The sequence below is a fragment of the Paenibacillus solani genome (assembly GCF_050475945.1).
Lineage (GTDB): Bacteria > Bacillota > Bacilli > Paenibacillales > Paenibacillaceae > Paenibacillus_AQ > Paenibacillus_AQ solani_A.
This window is the reverse complement of the sequence record NZ_JBCMXJ010000007.1, coordinates 161,422-178,651: the sequence shown is the minus strand read 5'-3', so window position 1 is coordinate 178,651 and position 17,230 is coordinate 161,422. Positions and strand designations below refer to the sequence as shown.

12 protein-coding genes are annotated in these 17,230 nt (G+C 47.6%); 6 read left to right on the top strand and 6 right to left on the bottom strand.

Annotated features, from left to right (window positions below; genetic code table 11):
* Window positions 1-196 precede the first annotated feature (196 nt).
* The 6 genes from ABEQ74_RS09005 to ABEQ74_RS08980 all read right to left on the bottom strand — a co-directional run bounded on the left by ABEQ74_RS09005 (window position 197) and on the right by ABEQ74_RS08980 (window position 10,513).
* Window positions 197-2,281, bottom strand: a complete 2,085-nt coding sequence (locus tag ABEQ74_RS09005) for a S8 family serine peptidase (RefSeq protein WP_430121607.1) — start codon at window positions 2,279-2,281, stop codon at window positions 197-199.
* Window positions 2,282-2,717: 436 nt separating this feature from the next.
* The gene (locus ABEQ74_RS09000) at window positions 2,718-4,571 is read right to left on the bottom strand and encodes a hypothetical protein (RefSeq protein WP_430121605.1); all 1,854 of its coding nucleotides are present in this window, start codon (window positions 4,569-4,571) and stop codon (window positions 2,718-2,720) included.
* Window positions 4,572-4,582: 11 nt separating this feature from the next.
* Window positions 4,583-6,874, bottom strand: a complete 2,292-nt coding sequence (locus tag ABEQ74_RS08995; protein WP_430121603.1) for a glycosyltransferase family 2 protein — start codon at window positions 6,872-6,874, stop codon at window positions 4,583-4,585.
* Window positions 6,875-6,876: 2 nt separating this feature from the next.
* Entirely contained in the window at window positions 6,877-7,965 is a 1,089-nt protein-coding gene (locus ABEQ74_RS08990; protein WP_430121601.1) for a GtrA family protein, read from the bottom strand.
* 155 nt (window positions 7,966-8,120) lie between these two features.
* Window positions 8,121-8,507 (bottom strand): hypothetical protein, encoded by a 387-nt coding sequence (locus ABEQ74_RS08985; RefSeq protein ID WP_430121599.1) that lies wholly within the window; start codon window positions 8,505-8,507, stop codon window positions 8,121-8,123.
* Between the two features lie 200 nt (window positions 8,508-8,707).
* The gene (locus ABEQ74_RS08980; protein ID WP_430121597.1) at window positions 8,708-10,513 is read right to left on the bottom strand and encodes a putative bifunctional diguanylate cyclase/phosphodiesterase; all 1,806 of its coding nucleotides are present in this window, start codon (window positions 10,511-10,513) and stop codon (window positions 8,708-8,710) included.
* 463 nt (window positions 10,514-10,976) lie between these two features.
* Here ABEQ74_RS08980 and ABEQ74_RS08975 point away from each other — a divergent pair, with 463 nt between their 5' ends.
* The 6 genes from ABEQ74_RS08975 (at window position 10,977) to ABEQ74_RS08950 (ending at window position 17,145) form a co-directional block, all read left to right on the top strand.
* Entirely contained in the window at window positions 10,977-11,783 is an 807-nt protein-coding gene (locus ABEQ74_RS08975) for a class I fructose-bisphosphate aldolase (RefSeq protein WP_430121595.1), read from the top strand.
* Window positions 11,784-11,802: 19 nt separating this feature from the next.
* Window positions 11,803-13,176 carry a phenylacetate--CoA ligase family protein gene (locus ABEQ74_RS08970; RefSeq protein ID WP_430121593.1) on the top strand — a complete coding sequence of 458 codons (1,374 nt, stop codon included), beginning with the start codon at window positions 11,803-11,805 and terminating at the stop codon, window positions 13,174-13,176.
* A 28-nt stretch (window positions 13,177-13,204) separates the two neighbouring features.
* Window positions 13,205-13,966 carry an amidohydrolase family protein gene (locus ABEQ74_RS08965; protein WP_430121591.1) on the top strand — a complete coding sequence of 254 codons (762 nt, stop codon included), beginning with the start codon at window positions 13,205-13,207 and terminating at the stop codon, window positions 13,964-13,966.
* 72 nt (window positions 13,967-14,038) lie between these two features.
* A complete protein-coding gene (locus ABEQ74_RS08960) occupies window positions 14,039-15,157 on the top strand; it encodes a 3-dehydroquinate synthase II (RefSeq protein ID WP_430121589.1) in 1,119 nt (372 codons plus the stop codon).
* A gap of 38 nt (window positions 15,158-15,195) precedes the next feature.
* The gene (locus ABEQ74_RS08955; RefSeq protein WP_430121587.1) at window positions 15,196-16,422 is read left to right on the top strand and encodes a phenylacetate--CoA ligase family protein; all 1,227 of its coding nucleotides are present in this window, start codon (window positions 15,196-15,198) and stop codon (window positions 16,420-16,422) included.
* Between the two features lie 147 nt (window positions 16,423-16,569).
* Window positions 16,570-17,145, top strand: coding sequence for a hypothetical protein (locus ABEQ74_RS08950; RefSeq protein ID WP_430121585.1), 576 nt, complete (start codon window positions 16,570-16,572; stop codon window positions 17,143-17,145).
* Window positions 17,146-17,230 lie beyond the last annotated feature (85 nt).

Here is a 17,230-nt window from a genome sequence, read left to right as displayed (position 1 = left end):
AGCCCAAAAGTGACAACTCGTGTATGATCAGATCAATATCTTATCGTTCACGAAGCCGCTTCCTATTCAATGGATTTTAGTTAAAAAGAGAAATGGGAGCATGGATGCAGCCCAGCAGGATAGCTGGTCTATGCTCAACATCCATCTCCCTATGAACCGGACTCAAATATGAGCCGTCAACTTCAATTCATCCATCTTATTTCTTTGACCATAATGCCGGTACAACGGGCGGTTCCCACCCTACCATTGAAGTATGTGCTTGGAGGCACCGATACGTTGATCCGCCGTACGTTACTTCATCTCCAATCTTATAGGATACCCCCTGGGCCCAAGGGGCCGGAGACGGTTGTGATGAATCCGTATCGGTCGTAATCGTTACGGCATTGCTTGCTCCAGACCGATTGCCTGCAGCATCGCTCGCCTTAACAGTAAATGTATAGGTGGTATTGGGCGTCAAACCGGTGATTGTTGCCGAGGTATTCGTAACGGTCGCAGCTAATGTGCTTCCTTGGTATACTTCATAAGCTGTTACGCCCACATTGTCAGTCGAAGCGCTCCAGCTGAGTGAAACGCTGGTAGCAGTTTTTCCTGTAGCCCTTAAATTACCAGGTGTGCTCGGGGCTTGCGTATCGCCGCCACCGCCACCATCGCTGAATAGAATCGATGCATTGGCTGAGCTCGGCTGATAGCCAGACAGTGTAGTCTCAGCTGCAATCTGATAACTGCCAAGTGCGGTTTGCATGTTGGAGGTTACCGACCAGGTCGCTATTCCCGAACTGTTCGTTGAAGCCGTATTGGTGACAACTGTACCGTTGGGACGAGTCAAGGTGAAGTTTACGGAAGCCCCTTGCAGCACATTGCCCTGCTGATCTGTAACTCTTGCCGTGATATTAATATTATCCCCACGCTGGTACACGGTTTTATCCGTTTGAACCGTTGTTCTGGTTTCTCGACCCGGCTGAGGCGTACCTCCACCGCCTCCTGCTGCCAGTACAGCCGCATGCGCATCAACAATGCCATAACCATACTGATTAGCGTTGCCGGCAGGCTGCGCCGTATTTCTGAGAATATCTCTTGCCGCAGCAGGAGTAAGACTCGGATTGACCGATTTCATGAGTCCTACTACACCGGCCACATGAGGAGTCGCCATCGAGGTGCCTGACATCGTTGCGTATTGACCGTTAGGAGCCGTGCTGTATATGTTCGATCCCGGAGCCATGACCTCCAGACCTGGGCCATAATTGGAGAAACTGGAACGCGTTCTGCTCGATGTAACAGATCCCACTGCAATCGAGCCGCTGTAAGCTGCCGGATAAGAGATGCTTGAGCGTCCTTCGTTACCGGTGGCCGCCACTACGATTGTGCCAAGGCTAACCGCTGTTTGAATTGCCTCCTCCATTCCGCGGTCATATCCTCCGCCACCCAGCGACATGTTGATCACATCGGCTCTTATATTAGCGGCGTGAAGGATCCCTTGTTGAATGCTGTACATTGAGCCTGTACCGCTGTCGCCAAGCACTTTAATCGGAACCAAGGTCGCGTTCTGCATGACACCTGACACGGATCCATAGCTGGCAATTGTACCCGCTACATGTGTGCCGTGCCCATGACGATCTATGGTGGTATTGTCTACAAAGCTCCGCCCCAAGCTCGTGTTCACCAGATTTCTCAAGCTCGTATGATTGCTGTCTATTCCCGTGTCCAGCACGCCCACTCGAACGGAGCTTGATCCTGTCGTGACCCCCCAGGCTTGCTGTACCTTTATCATGTCATAATGCCAACGTTGATTATTGTGAATAGCTTGGATTGATATATCATCCATGACGGGGGTTTCAAGCGCGTAGATTTTGCGATTTTCAGAGATATACCGAACTTCGAGACCGAGATTATCTAATGTTGCCTTCAACGCTTTTTTGGCCGAATCGATTGACTTGTACTCATCTACAGAGTACTCGATCAAGTATACCCATCCCATATTCTCTATCGCTGCAGCCCTGACGTCATAATCTAGCTGCTGTACAGAGAAGGTACCAACATCTTGTCCGAACAGTGAATCGGCAATCGCAAATCCGTTCTTCGTCAGGGGAGCTGATTTCATCAAGATATGATCAGCGCTTTGAAGTGAATTGGCATCCAGTGATTCCGCAATCGACACAACGAGTTGACCTTCCACATAATCCGTTGAGTAGCTTTGAGTTGAACTGCCAAATGATACCCCTGTAAAGAGACTTGCCATTAACAAAATAGCGACCAATAAAGAACTTGCCAACTTCCTCATCATTAAATTCCCCTCCAAGCATAAATTTGAGCCAGTTGTCTGGTCTCTTGTTTACTGCATGATGAAGTGGAGTTCGCCATGATGCCAAGTAAGCGCATACAGAAATACAAAAAATCAAATGACTTACTCCACTTTTCACTGCGGTCCTTTTTTCCCTTGATCCCCCCTTCTTATCATCATAAGTATGGGACACATGGTAAATAAATGACACTTTCTTCCTATCACATACTTTTATATCTTATTTTGGTAAAACACGAACGCTCATTCAGGCGTTTTCCTTAATATCTCGCTAACAAGGCCTGGCCTCACTGCATAGCAATATGCACGCTGATCTGCCCATAACAAACAAACCTCTCTGTATGCTTACAGAGAGGTTGTTTATCGTTACTTAAATTTTCGAAATGAATCATCCTGCCGGGGCAGGCTGCTATTATATCCCCTATTGCAGCGAAAGACTGATTTGATCCCCGGAACGGGTAATTTTGTAGATACCCTCCTGCATGTCAACGTCATAATGCTTTTTCAACAAGCGCTTTGCGTCCGAATCGGTCTCTACCACAACCAGATAATCATAGCTGCTCAAGAGGTTATCCATATTATCCTCATAGAACAAAACGATCCCGTCCACCTGCGGGGCATACAATAAATATTTCCCCACATATTGCATGTAGTAATTGGTTACCTGCATATCCGCGTCCGAGGCGTAGAACAGATACCTGCTGTTATCCTCCTCGCCACCTTTGTACCACCGATCTCCGGTAACCGCCTGAATCTTATACGGTAGCGTCGTATTGTAGCTTTTTGCAATAGAGACAATGCCGTTGTATTCCGACAACAATAAGGTGATGGCAATAGCGGTGCAGGCTATAATTCCTTTTTGATAGTAACCTTTCGTTTGGACACTCTTAAATGCGCGGTAATCGGGCACTTCACCGATCCTGTAATAGAAGGAACGCTCCAAATCTACAGCAGCGCAAAGCACCAGCCCACCGGCAAAAAGCACCACAATACTCGATGCATAACGCTCAAAGCCTGCCAGCCAAATCGCCTCATCCAGCGGCATGGAGTAGAGATATAGCCCCAGTATCCCTGCATAGTACAACACCAGTACGACATCCAGGGCGATCAGCGCTTTCCACAAATTCCATTTCTTCTTCAGCACAACGGCCACAAATACAGAAGCCGCAATCACTACGACCTGGAAGATGACAATCCCGAGCGCCGGCCGTGTTGTAAGATCAATGCTGGACTTTAGAAACAACGATATAATTTCACGCATTTGCTCAGGAGTCTTTTCCATCTGAAGACCCGCGGTTGAAACATCGAACTTGTTCTCGATCCCCTGAAATACCGTCTTCATCCGCCAGCTCCAGCCGAAGTATGGAAGCAATGCGCCGCAAAGCGTCAAGACAACAGCGAGTGCATCTTTCCAGCCGGGCTTCTTCCAATGGGTCAACCAGGTATACACCAGGAAGATCAGGCCGATTGCCGCAAAAATAATACCGGTGCTCTTAATGATCGTCAGCAGCCCGGCTAGTGGGAGAACCACGATACATGCCCGCTTCATATCATCTCGATACCGATGGACGACTGCGAAGATCGCCAACGCATAAATTGGGAGCAAGAAGTCCACCAACAGATTGTTGATGCGGATCGTAATATTGAAAAATGAAAGCGTAGAAAGGCCTAATCCGAGAAAAGCAAACAGAAGAAAGCGCCTTTTTTCGGTTACGACACCAAACATGGCATAGAAACAGGAAAAGATCAGCAGCCCTTGCGCCAATAGCATCATGGACTGAGAATGCCCTGCAAACCGGCAAACGTAATAGAGAAAAGACGAGATCCCCAGCGGATAATTCTTGAAATCAATCAGATTTGAATCCGGCGTCGGAAAGGCATCCGTGCTTAGCATCTGCTTCAAGACGATCGCCCAGTGTGAAAAATTATCGTAGTGCGTCAATTTGTTCTGGAACAGCACCAAGAGAAAAATGATGCTTCCTGCCAGAAAACAAAGATGGTATAGGGATAAGGAAATACGAAGGGCTGCTCCCTTACGCAGCCATAGAAACACCATCGCAGCAAACGCAAGCAAGCCCAGAATCAAAACAACCATGCTGCCTATATAGAGCTGTCCTGCCAAACCGCTAAAGAAGACGAAACAGGCAATCGATGAGAACACGAATACAGGCGTAAACTCCCACGGCAGTGAGAGTACCTTCCGAACAAACAGCAAGTAACCCAGAAAGGAGAATACCAATAAGATTCCCATCACAAGTTGAAGCATAATCAGCATCTCGATCTCTCCTAACCCTCTCTAGTGATACTCTCAGAATGCGGATGGCTTAAATCATCCAACAATTGATCGATCAGGCCCCGCTCAGCAATATCGTCGATATTCTTAACCGAGAGAAGCACCTCGCCCCGACCGGCCGCTGTTTTTCCTGTATGCTGCAATATCAGTTCAATCTGACTTTTTGTATAAAAAGTAACCACAGCTCCTGCTGAAATATCGCCTTGCAGGCCGGTAGCGGAAAAGAAGCGATAATTAAAGCTGCACAGCGTACAGCTGGCACCGTTTGTGAAAACAACCGGAAGCTGGAGCGGAATACGCGGCATTGTGCGCTGATCCGATCTAGGCTGAACGATACGCTTCTTCACGTTGCGAAGCATATCGTCATAGGCGGTATCCCATAGATTCATCTGCTCTGGCAAAGAGTGTTTGCGATCATAAATGATCTGCATGTATTGGCGTTTATCCGTTTCCGTAACCGGCTGAACCTTCGCAGAATAGCGCCAGCCCTCTCCGTCCTTTTTTACATAGACGATAACTGCATCGAGATTCGCTTCGTAGCGGTCCGTTTTCACAACCAAAGATACCGTCGTCTGCTCGGGCAGATATATGGGAGATGACACATACAGAGCAATGCCTTGCTCGGATACATCAACCGTCTTGGCCTGATAGCGCATATTGCCGGCTTTGTGGTGGATGGTTACATCCTCCTGCGCCCGAATCCGCTCGGTTTCACGATATGCGCGGCGGCCGACCATGAAGAATAAAGCGTAAAATAATGCAACCATGTTATAGGTCAACCAGAAAATGATGATGCTGCTGTAGAACAATGCCAAGCCGTACTTGCCGTCCACAAAGCGGATAATTGCCGCAACCGATAGCACCAGGAGGAAAATATGCGGAAGTGCATACAATAAGGAGGACATCCACTGACGGCCGGTGCCCTTGTTCTTATTGGTAACCTTGAATTTCCTTTCATGGATGCCGAGCGTTTCAAGAAGGACGGGCATAATCAAATACGGCATAAAGATCGTATCGATGACTTGACTCCAGCGCTGATTACGAATATTGCTGGACAGATAACGCATCGACATACTGTAGCAGAAATAGGACGGAAGCCAGAAAATTAAAATCTCCCAAAAGCTTGTATTAACAATTTGAAAGTCAAATAGTGCAAATAGTATGGGAGCTAGAATGAATATTAAGCGATTGAAAAAAGACCACCAATACAAGAAGCTGCTTAAGTAAGTAATTCTCGTCCAGACGGGAAGCTTCTTGGAGAAGATAGCACGGGTATTCTGCAAGCTTTGAATAATGCCCCTTGCCCAGCGGGTACGCTGCTTAATCATGCTCTTGATGGTAGTCGTGGTCAGCCCGGCGGCTTGAACCTCCTGGGTCGCATAAGTAATATAGCCTGCTTGCTGCAAGCGAATGCTCGTCTCAAAATCCTCGGTGATCGTTTTCAGTGGGAAACCTTCGATTTCCTCCATCGCTTTCCGCAAAATAACCGTGTTGCTCCCCGTGTAAGCTACGGCATTGGAGGCATTGCGCAGAATATTAACCTCTCTTGAAAAGAAGTCCTGCTCGTTCGGTATTTCCTGTTCTGCATACAAGTTGAATTGGAATAAATCCGGATTATAGAAGCTTTGAGGTGTCTGAACCAGACCCAGCTTGAACTTGTCGTCCACTTCATCCTCACGGCGGGGCCGCCACTTCCCGTTCTCCTCTATAAATTCGGAGAGCAGAAAATACGGCACGGTCTTCATCAGAAAGGTGTGCTGCGGAATCATGTCCGCATCAAATGTCGCGATGAGTGGAGAAGAAGTTTTGCTCAGTGCGTTATTCAGATTGCCGGATTTGGCCTCCTTATTTCCAGGAAAGCCCAAATACCCTACACCGAACTGTCTCGCAAGCTCTTCAACCTCGGGCCGTCCGCCATCGTCACACAGATAGATATGAACCTTCTGTTTGTCCGGATAATCCATGAACGTACAGGCATTTACGGTTTTGTACAGCAGATCAACCGGCTCATTGTGCGTGGCAATGAACACATCCACATCCGGATAATGCTCCGGCGGAATGGTGGGAAAGGGGAGCTGGGTGCGCTCCTTCTGCATCTTCTGGAGAAATAATTCAAAGGTAGTCAGCACCGTCACCGTTTCGGCCACAACCAGCAGGATACCAAACAGGATATTCAGAAAACCTTGATCCCATGGCAGCGTAAAAATCATGCGCCACAGCAAATAGATCGACATGAGGATCATCGTGACGACAAACAGAACATTTTGCCGCTTTTCGTTTTGCACTATTACCGCTGCCTCCTTGCTGCAAAGACCCACCGCCGCTGCATCTGGAAACTGAGCAGAAACAGCAAGGCATCACAGACGAATTTCGCTATCTTCTCATCTAAGAATAGATATGTATGAATCAAGTATACCCCGGTGCTGGATAACAGGATCACGAGCGCGCACAGCGCCAAATAGCGCCACAGCGTTCCCGGGCTATTTTCTTTCTTGAAGACAAAGTTCTTATTCAGCAAATAGTTGACCATGATGGATACGATCCTTGCAATCACCGTTGCTAGCAGAATTCTGAGATAATCCTGTTGGCCTAATAATGGCCGCAAGAAATCGATCAAAAACCATGCGATGCCTAAATCGACGACCGCACTGGCAACCGAAGAGGATATAAACCTTAGAAAGTTGGAGAACAGGACATTCATCACGCGGGCGCTGTCCCGGATCGCTTTAAAATGGGTCCCCGCATTTCCATTCTCATATATCACTTGAATCGGCAGCGTATGAATGGGTATGCTGGACTGAATACAGGAGATGAGCATCTGCAGCTCGTACTCAAACCGGGAGCCGCGAACACCTTGCATATATCCAAGCAGCCCGGAACCGAAGGCCCGAAGCCCTGTTTGGGTATCCGACAACCGCTTGCCATACAGCATGGCAAAAAAAATGGAGGTAATCCGATTGCCCAGTAAAGACTTGGCTGGTATTCCTCCTTCACTGAAGTTCCTTACCCCGAGAACCAGTGCGTCAGGATGGCGTCTGGCTTCTTCGGCAAGCCGGAATACATCCTCTGCTGCGTGCTGTCCGTCTGAATCTGCAGTCACCACGGAGGACACCTCCGGATAGTGCTGTTCGATATACTGAAACCCGGTCTTGAGCGCCTCGCCCTTTCCCCGGTTCTCCGTATGACGCAGCAAAACACAACCATTCTCTTGGAGCTCCCCAAAAATCGGACGGTACTTCTCCCCAGAGCCGTCGTCCACGATGACAATATCCATCAGGCCATATTCTCGCAATTGCTGCACGTAGGTCAATAGTCTCTCATCTGGCTCAAGCGATGGAATAAGGATAATGGTTTCACTTTGTTTCCCCATAATCATCCTAATAAGCCCCAATTCTTTATATTTTCGCTAAAATTCCCCTGGAATATTGAGAGTATAACACCGAATTGGTAGATAGTAAACGAGAAACATTAGTAAATAATAGTAGAATGGGACTACATAAATGAGGAATGACAGGGCTTATATTTCATCTATTATTTATGAATGATTTCCCAATCTAGTTCGGAAGACGAATCTTCTATAAATTGGGAAATTACGCATTTTACAAGCTCAAGATTTACAACATACATCTGGGGAAATTCACAAGCTTGGCCACCTACAGTTAGCTCAACAAACTCATCCTCTTCCTCCTGCGGGCCTATAAGGTTATGGATTGCTGTGCTTGTCTCAACCGTAACGATAAACTCACGACTGCCGCCTCCAATCATGATCAGGTTATCCCTGTATTGAATCGTGACCTGGCTGCATATGAGGCCATCCATTCGTCGGATGACTTCCAGACACTTCTCAAGCGATGCTTGAGCATGCTCGATTGTGTGCGCAATAGCTCCTTTACGCTGTTCCTCAAATATAGTGATCAAGAGTCAACACTCCTTAACGTTAGTTTTTATTCAAAACAGATATGCCTTAGTTGCTCTAAGATGATAATAGAACGAAAAAAGCGTCAAAGACATGGAACTGTCCTTTGACGCTTCTATATAACAGCCACTTTGTGCTTAGTTATAGCAGAGTATGCCGTCTCGCGGCTACCCCATATACCGGTACTGCGGCAATTTCATACTCAGGCAGGGGTTCTGCGTTGAAGTAGAAGCTCTATCTCCTCTGGAGAGGAGGGGCGGTAAAAGTAGTAGCCTTGCCCGATCTGACAGCCATATTGCCGGAGCATGTCGAACTCCTCCTGGATTTCGATGCCTTCGCAGATGACCTGCAGGTTCATGCTGTGGCCAATATCAATGATGAGCTTGACGATTGAAGCAGCAGGGACAGCCGTCGTCAATTCCCGTGTAAACGAACGGTCGATCTTAAGAAAGTCGACAGGCATATGCCGCAAGACGCTCAGAGAGGAGTACCCCGTTCCGAAATCGTCGATTGATATTCTCACACCTTGGCGCTTCAGTTCTCCGAGAATCGTAATCGATTCATTCAAGTTCTGCACCATGCTTTCCGTAACCTCCAGCTCCAGAAGAGCGGGCTCAAAGTCTGTCTCTTCTAAGATACGTAACACTCTTGAAGCAAATTTAGGCGACTTAAACTGACGGATCGAGATATTGACAGCTAGTGTAAGGTCGGGGTTGCCAGCGCTCTGCCAGCTCTTCACCTGCCTGCATGCCTCGCTAAGAACCCATTCACCCAGCTCAACGATGGCTCCAGTATGCTCAGCCAGTGGAATGAATACGGCTGGCGAAATCTGCCCAAGCTCCGGATGCGTCCAGCGCAGCAGTGCCTCAACTCCCCGGATTCTTCTGGTGTCCATTTCCACCAATGGCTGATAATGAACACTAAACTCCCTTTTGGTCAGAGCGCTCCGCAGATCGTTTTCCAACTTGACTTGACGCAGAAGCTCCTCACTCCGGATGGCCGAGAAAAATCGAAATCCGTTCTTTTCTCCACTCTTAACATTGTACATCGCTTTGTCAGCGTACTGGATCAGCGTTTCAGCATCACTTGCATCCATCGGGTGCAGACTGATCCCAATACTCAGCGTCGAATAAATCTGTTTCTGGTCAATCTGAAACGGAGTCCGAAACGCATGAAGCAGCCTTCCCGCTAGTTCTTCAATCTCTTCCTCCTGCTGAAAGCGCATGAGCAGCACAAATTCGTCACCGGCATAACGGGAAATGAAGCAAACATGGCCAACCGTTTCGCGCAGAAGACTGGCAACGTCCCGCAGCATCTGATCTCCTGCATTATGACCCATCATGTCGTTAACGTTCTTGAAATGATCAAGGTCAAGAAACAGGACAGCCATCTGTGCTTCGCCAGACAATTCCTCTATCATCCGCTCCTTGAGCAATTCACGATTTGGCAATCTGGTAAGCGTATCGTAGTAAGCAATATGCTCCAGCCTACCGAAAGCTTGGTTTAGCTTGGTATTCAACTCCACATTGACCTCGTTCTCTTTCTCCAAGTTCCGAAAGTAGAATGCCAGCAGTGAATAGAGTACCGCATTCACAATGATACCGATTACAATCGGACGAATCATCTCCATCGACTCTTCGAGCGAATAAGAGAGTGTGAAATAAATTAAATATCCTGCGACTAGGTATAACGGTAGGGGTGATGGTAGGAGGAATGCGAGCAGAATCAGCGAGAGGTTCATAACCCCGATCAGTCTATCAAAAGATAGATCCGGCAGTGCGTTGAAAAATGCAAAGAAAGCGACACCGGCCAGCACATATTTGAGTGGTATCGGTCTGACAAGAATCGATGCAAAGATGAAACCAACGAAGATGAGGGCATAGGCCAGGCCAAGCGAACTATTAACGTATTTAGTCAAATTCATGGATAGAGTGATTGTCGAGAACATGATAACGATATTTGGCGTGAGATGCATAAGGCGCTTGGTCCAAACCTTCGGCAATTTCATAGATCGACACCTCGTTCGGCTAAAATAAGTTTATTATTGTAAACAACATTCCATATCAGAACGGATTTTCCCTCTAAATATGTTTAATTTCCCCAATTCTAATAGAATAGTATCCCTCCATGCTCCAACTTCTGGGATTATTCCCCTACGTTATAACTGACAATTGGGCATTTTACGCTAGCACCTTACTCACTTATGTAACAACTCCATGAATCTATGGTGAGAGAAAAATCTCGAGCCTCTTCCTATATTACATATATTTACAATTTAAAGCATTAATTTTGTGACATTTTTATTAAAAATACAATAAATATCCAATTTTTACTTAATTTCTTGTTATTTCGATATATCATTTCAATTTTTTACAAATTAACCCTCTTCCTATCAATTTAAAAATACGGTACCATTTTCTGTAATCAAATGGGGTTGTATCCATATTTTTCTCTCCTGAAGGGGGCGAACCATGAATAAGATCATTCGAATGTCCAAACTTCTTCATCCCAAAACAGGGAAAGCGATCATGCTTCCAATTGATCACGGAACAACGTTTGGTCCTATCCAGGGACTGCGAAACATTCCTGATCTCGTCGAACAGGCCTGTGAGAATCAAGTACAGGCAATTATCGGCCACAAAGGCTCTTTGTACTGGGCATTGCGATCAGGCTTATCAGCCCCACCCACCGAGTTTATTCTTCACATGTCGGCATCCACCTCCATGAGCAAGGACCCTACCTTCAAGCAAATCATCACGAGTCTGGAGCATGCCCTTTCGCTTGGAGTCACGGCCGTATCCGTTCACCTCAATTTCGGGGTTCCGGAGGAAGCCGTCATGCTGAGAGAGTTCGGTCAACTCTCCGATCAGGCTTACAAATGGGGGATGCCGCTGCTCGCAATGGTGAACGTGCATCAAGAGCAGCGCCGTGCAGAACATATTGCCCATGCCGTAAGGGTGGTAGGTGAACTGGGGGGAGATTTGGTCAAAGTTGAGTACCCTGGCGACCAAAACGCTCTGCTTGATGTCATGGGTTCCTTCCCCATTCCTGTTCTCATCGCAGGCGGCACCCAAGCCACGGACAAGCTGAAATGGTTTGAGGAGATCCATGCTGCCATGTTAGCTGGAGCGAAAGGAATCTGTCCAGGAAGAAATGTGTTTGGGGATAAGAATCCGTCAAGAATGCTTCACGCCATAAACCTGCTCATTCATGAGCGAAGAAAACCTGCCGATGTGTTTGAGATGTATGAAGCAAGCAGCGGTTTGACTGTATTCTAAACGATATAAGGAGGAAGCCATGAATTCTATTGCGAGGGCAAATCCACCACAGACTCAAGTAATGGGCGCAGTTCTGCATGGAGAGAAGACCCATATCCAATCCTTGTCTACATTTTTTGATAATTGGCATGACCGCGGCACTACGATCGAATACGTATCCCCAGAAGAGGTTCAGGAATATCACTTGCATGCTCTGAATTTGACTTTGCAGTATGTGTGGGATAACAACACATATTACAGAGATCAGCTGATCCAGGCTGGATTTGACAGTCCTCGGCTGGATTCCCTGCAGGATTTGGGCCGGATTCCCTTCTTAATCAAAGACACCCTTCAGGGTGACAAGAACAAGCTGCTCTGCTGTGACAGCAAGAAAATCGGACAGGTTCATACAACTTCCGGCACGACGGGACAGCCGCTTTATCTCTCCTACTCCTTGGCAGATCAATTCATCCATGAGTTCATTCCCAAGTACACCACTTTGTTTGACGACCATGAAGATGATGTTGTCGGCATTGCCCTGCCTTATGAATTTTCTCAAGCAGCCTTAGGTTTTCAGCGATTATATCAATTCATATACGGAGCTACTGTTCTATCTTTAGGAAAGGGAGGCTATCTCTCAACGATCGATAAGACCCTCGACATCCTGAAAGCATACAACGCGACGATTCTGATCACTACCCCATCCTACGCTTCTATTTTGGCAGAGGAGTGCGAGAAGCTAGGCATTGTGCTCGGCGAGGATATCCGCTTGAAGAAAATATGGATCACTGGTGAGGGCTGTTCTCCCCAATTCCGTAACCGGCTGGAGGACTGGTGGAAATGCCCGGTACACTTCTTATACGGCTCGACGGAAATCGGTGTAATCGGCGTAGAGTGCCCCGAACATCACGGATATCACCTTGCGGAAGGGCATGTCAAAGTCGAGGTGATCGATATTCAATCTGGAGAACCGCTTGCATACGGGGAAGTCGGCGAAATCGTAATGACCTCGCTCCTTAAGGAAGCGATGCCTTTCATCCGTTACCGTACCGGCGACATCGGCTATTTAGAGAAGTCTAATTGCTCGCTTGGCATTCAGCTGGATACCCTCCACCTCAGAGGAAGATTGACAGGGCAATTGGAGATTGACGGCAAACCGGTATCACCGATGATGCTTGAGCATTTCTTAATGGAAGTTGCTGATATATCGATGTGGTATCACTTCATCCTAGATGAGGAAGGTTTTACGATTGAGGTAGAGCCCTTCAAAACAGATTTGTCTGAAGAGGAAATAGCAGAGAAGGTGCAGCGTCATATGAGGCAGAAGGTCGGTCTTGATTTCCGCGTGAAAGTCACAAGCCAGCTGCCGCGTACATACAGCAAAGTAAATCGTATCATTAGGAAACAAAATTAATGACTCTATTAAATAAGGAGTTGTGATTATGATTATTGATGGACATGCCCATGTCTCCCCGTCCAGCTTTTCCAGCCCTGAGACATTGTTGGAGGAATTGAAAGCTGCCCAGGTAGACAAAGCGCTAATCGTTCCCGGCGGAATGCTGGATGTCAGAAAAATGAGCAGCTACATTACCGGCAAGAGCAAACCAGAGAGCTTGGAACCTCGCAATGATTTTGTACTGGAGACCATTCGTAAATATCCGGATGTATTCTACGGCTTTTGCTGTATGAATCCGAATCAGCCGGTTAACGATGCTCTGGAAGAGCTGCAAAAAGCCAGCCGTGATGGCTTCAAAGGTTTAAAGCTCTCCCCACTGGTGCATCAGTTCTCATTCCACGACCAGGTCACCAAGGAACTGGCCGCGCTATGCGGAGAATTGAATATGTGTTTTTACACGCATGTTATCGTCGCCCCCGATGTCAGTACACCGGCCCTGGGTAAGCTGGCCAAAGAATTTCCGAAAACAAATTTCGTATTCGGCCATATGGGTTTCGGTCCCTTGGACAACGAAGCGATTGAATTGTCGGCTACGACCGATAACCTGTTTCTGGAAACGTCCACTGCTAATTCATTAGCTATAAAAATCGCTGCAGCACAAGCAGGTCCTAACAAAATGTTTTATGGCTCAGAATTTCCGCTTTCCGATCCATACACCGAGAAAGTGAAAATCGAACGGCTCCCTATATCCTCATCGGATAAAGAAAAAATCTTTTCCGGCACATTGTCCAGCTTGCTGGGAATCTAACATGGCAAGAGGATTGAGTACGGGTATAGCAAGAGACTGAACACAAAATTTAAACGAAGAGGTACAGAGACCATGAATAATAAAAAGGTTTGGTTTGATGCGAGAACGGTTGCGGGCGACCATTACGGAGACTTTATCGCGCTGGTGAATCAGCAAAGCTGCTTCCATGCGGTGCTGCTATATCCTCATCAGGTGGAGAAATATCCAATTTCCGATCGGCTTACAACGGCCGTCATGATTGAAGACATCGAAGAAGTGAAGCAGCTGGATGAACAAGCGCAGGATACATATATTTGGATTTCCGAAAATCTGTCCGTCCTTGATGCCCTTAAGAAAATGGGCTTAAAGACTGGTTGGTACGTGAAAATCTACGATCAGGATACGATGAATAAGGCTTGCGATTGGGGCAAGGACAACCCTCACCTCATTCTGGAGTTCAAAGACGATACCAATATTCCGCTCGAGCTCGTGTTAGCCAAATTGCAGCCGGAAGATGTTGAAATACTCAAGCAGGTATCCAGCGCGGAAAGCGGCCGTATTTCTTCCGATGTTATGGAAAGCGGATCCGATGGCGTATTGCTTGCAAGTGAATCGATAGGAGAAATTATGTCTATGAATGAGATCGTATCAAAGAGTCGTATGGAGAAGCTGGAAATCGTAAAGGCAACTGTCACAAAAGTCGTACATATCGGAGCCGGTGAGAGAGCCTGCATTGATACGACCAGCCTGCTGACTGAAAAAGAAAGCATGATCATAGGATCTACCTCTTCCGGAGGACTGCTGGTATGCAGTGAAACCCACTACTTGCCTTATATGAACACTCGTCCATTTCGGGTTAATGCCGGAGCCGTGCATTCTTATGTCTGGTGCCCTGGCGGAATGACGGAATACATCACGGACATGAGAGTCGGTACTCAAGTGCTGGCCGTTGACTATGACGGCAACGCGCGGACGGTCAACGTGGGAAGAATGAAAATCGAGGTTAGGCCGTTATTGTTAATTGAAGCAGAGTATGACGGACAAACAATCAACACCATCGTGCAGGACGACTGGCATATCCGGATATTCGACGGAGACCGGCAGCCTAAAAGCGCCACAACCTTCCAGGAGGGCGATTCTATTCTCGCTTATGTCTGTGAGCCCGGCAGACATGTCGGCGTAAAAATTACGGAAACCATCACCGAATGTTAAGCGCAAACCCTATCGGCTCTTAGCAAGGAGGACCATGAATGATAACAAAGGAATACAGCGAAATTCATAGAGCCCGTTTCGGATATTTAATGAAGAGAATTAAGAATTCACCCCTCTATCGGAGCAAGCTGGACGGCATAGAACTGAGCGGGGTGGCCCTCGATGATATCCACCGGCTTCCGTTCACGACGAAGAAAGAACTGCGCGAGGCTGGGCAGTGGGGCATATTGGCTGTAGATAAGAAGGATATCGCTCAATATCATGAATCATCGGGGTCCTCCGGCATTCCGAGCATTGCGTGGTTTACCCGAAATGACCTGATTCGCGGCGGAACACAGCTGCGTCGCACGGGTAACGGTCTGACCTCTAATGATTTGGTACTGAACCGTTTTCCCTATGCCCTTTCTCTGCCGGCTTTCTACATTCAGGAGGCTGCCTGGCAGGCCGGCGCAGGTATCGTCCCTTCCAGCAGCCGTAACACCATCAGCCATTATCCTAAGGTTCTAGAGCTGATAGGTCAGCTGGAGTGCACCGTTATGGCCGGGCTTCCGCGTGAAATGGAGCTTCTGGCAGAGACCGCAAGACTGCTGGGAATCGATTGCAAATCGTTCTTTCCCCATCTGCGTGCGATCTGGGTTGCCGGAGAGCTCTTCGCTGACGCCCGTAAGCGGCACATTGAGAATTTGTGGGGAGTGCCCGTCTATAACTTTTTTGGGTCCACAGAAACGGGAAACATTGCGACGATGTGTTCCCAGGGTCGTTTGCATATTTCCGAGAAGGATTTCCATCTTGAAATGTTGGAGCTGGATTCGCCCACTCCGGTCGAGCATGCCGATCTCGGCCGGCTGGTGGTTACGACTTTATCCCACGAGGGCTCCCCGCTTCTGCGTTATGTGAACGAAGATCTGGTTAACATCCGTACTGAAGCTTGCTCGTGCGGACATACGGGCCGAATTCTGACTCACTATGGGCGTTTCAACGACATGCTCTATAGGAATGGCGTATATCTGACCGCCAAAGATATTCACGAGAGCATCTATTCCCTGCCGAATGTACCGGTTGCATGGAATTGCCTGCATACAGCGGATGGGCTGGAAATTCGGTTGGACGTATCGGATGGCTCTTTGAACATAAGAGAGACGGAAGAACGCCTGTCATCTTCTCTGCAGCTAGCGGTGAATGTCGTGGATCAATCAGGCATGCTGTTAGACCCTGAACAGCTGACGCAGCGAGAGGCCAGCCGCAAGCCTGTCTATATTATCTGAATATTTTCTGTTTCAGATTATGTTTATGTTTTTGTTCGTGGTGTTTGCCGGAGCGTCCCGCCATGATCATTCCATTGGCTGCTCTCAGTGGTAGAATGACAATCGGAGAAACAGACTGATGGATTGTTTACAAGGAGGTATGACGTAATGGGAGATTTCGATCACATGCCGTGCGACTCTGCATATGCCTTGGTCTATGAGCTTATTATGGCGACCGATGGCAGAACGACCGATTTGTTGGAAACCATAGTCAGAGGCTCCCTGACTCCGAAAGTCATACGGCAGGAAGTTATCCATCCGAGTATGGCACCCGGCGAAATGATATACAGAGAGTCGGTTCTTCTTGATTCATTAGGGAATGCTATCTCACATAACTTCGTATTTCTAAAGCCCGAGTCTATGCCTGCAGACTTGCTGGATGAGCTGCTGTTAGATAAGGAACCTATCGGGAAAATTATGAAAAGACTGAACGTGTTTAGCCGCAGAACGGTTAAAGCTGCGGGCTGGCGTCCGGCAGACCTAATCACCAACCTGGAGGGAAAGCCTGCCGAAACCATATTTTTTAGCCCAAACGCCATGATCCCTTACAAGACCTACTCGGTTCAGTTCTCCGGTTGTGAAGATTCCGGTATGGAATTGCTGGAGTACTTTAATCCGAGCTTAGTAGAGCATTACCTTCGTGCCAGAGACGTAAGTTGGACTGGCCTCGAAAGGGTACGGTGAGCTGGCCCAAGTATCATAAGGGCACGACCTCCGTAGGTTTTTCAAATCATGTTAGTCTCAGTGGAACCTGAATGTGAAGGGTGCA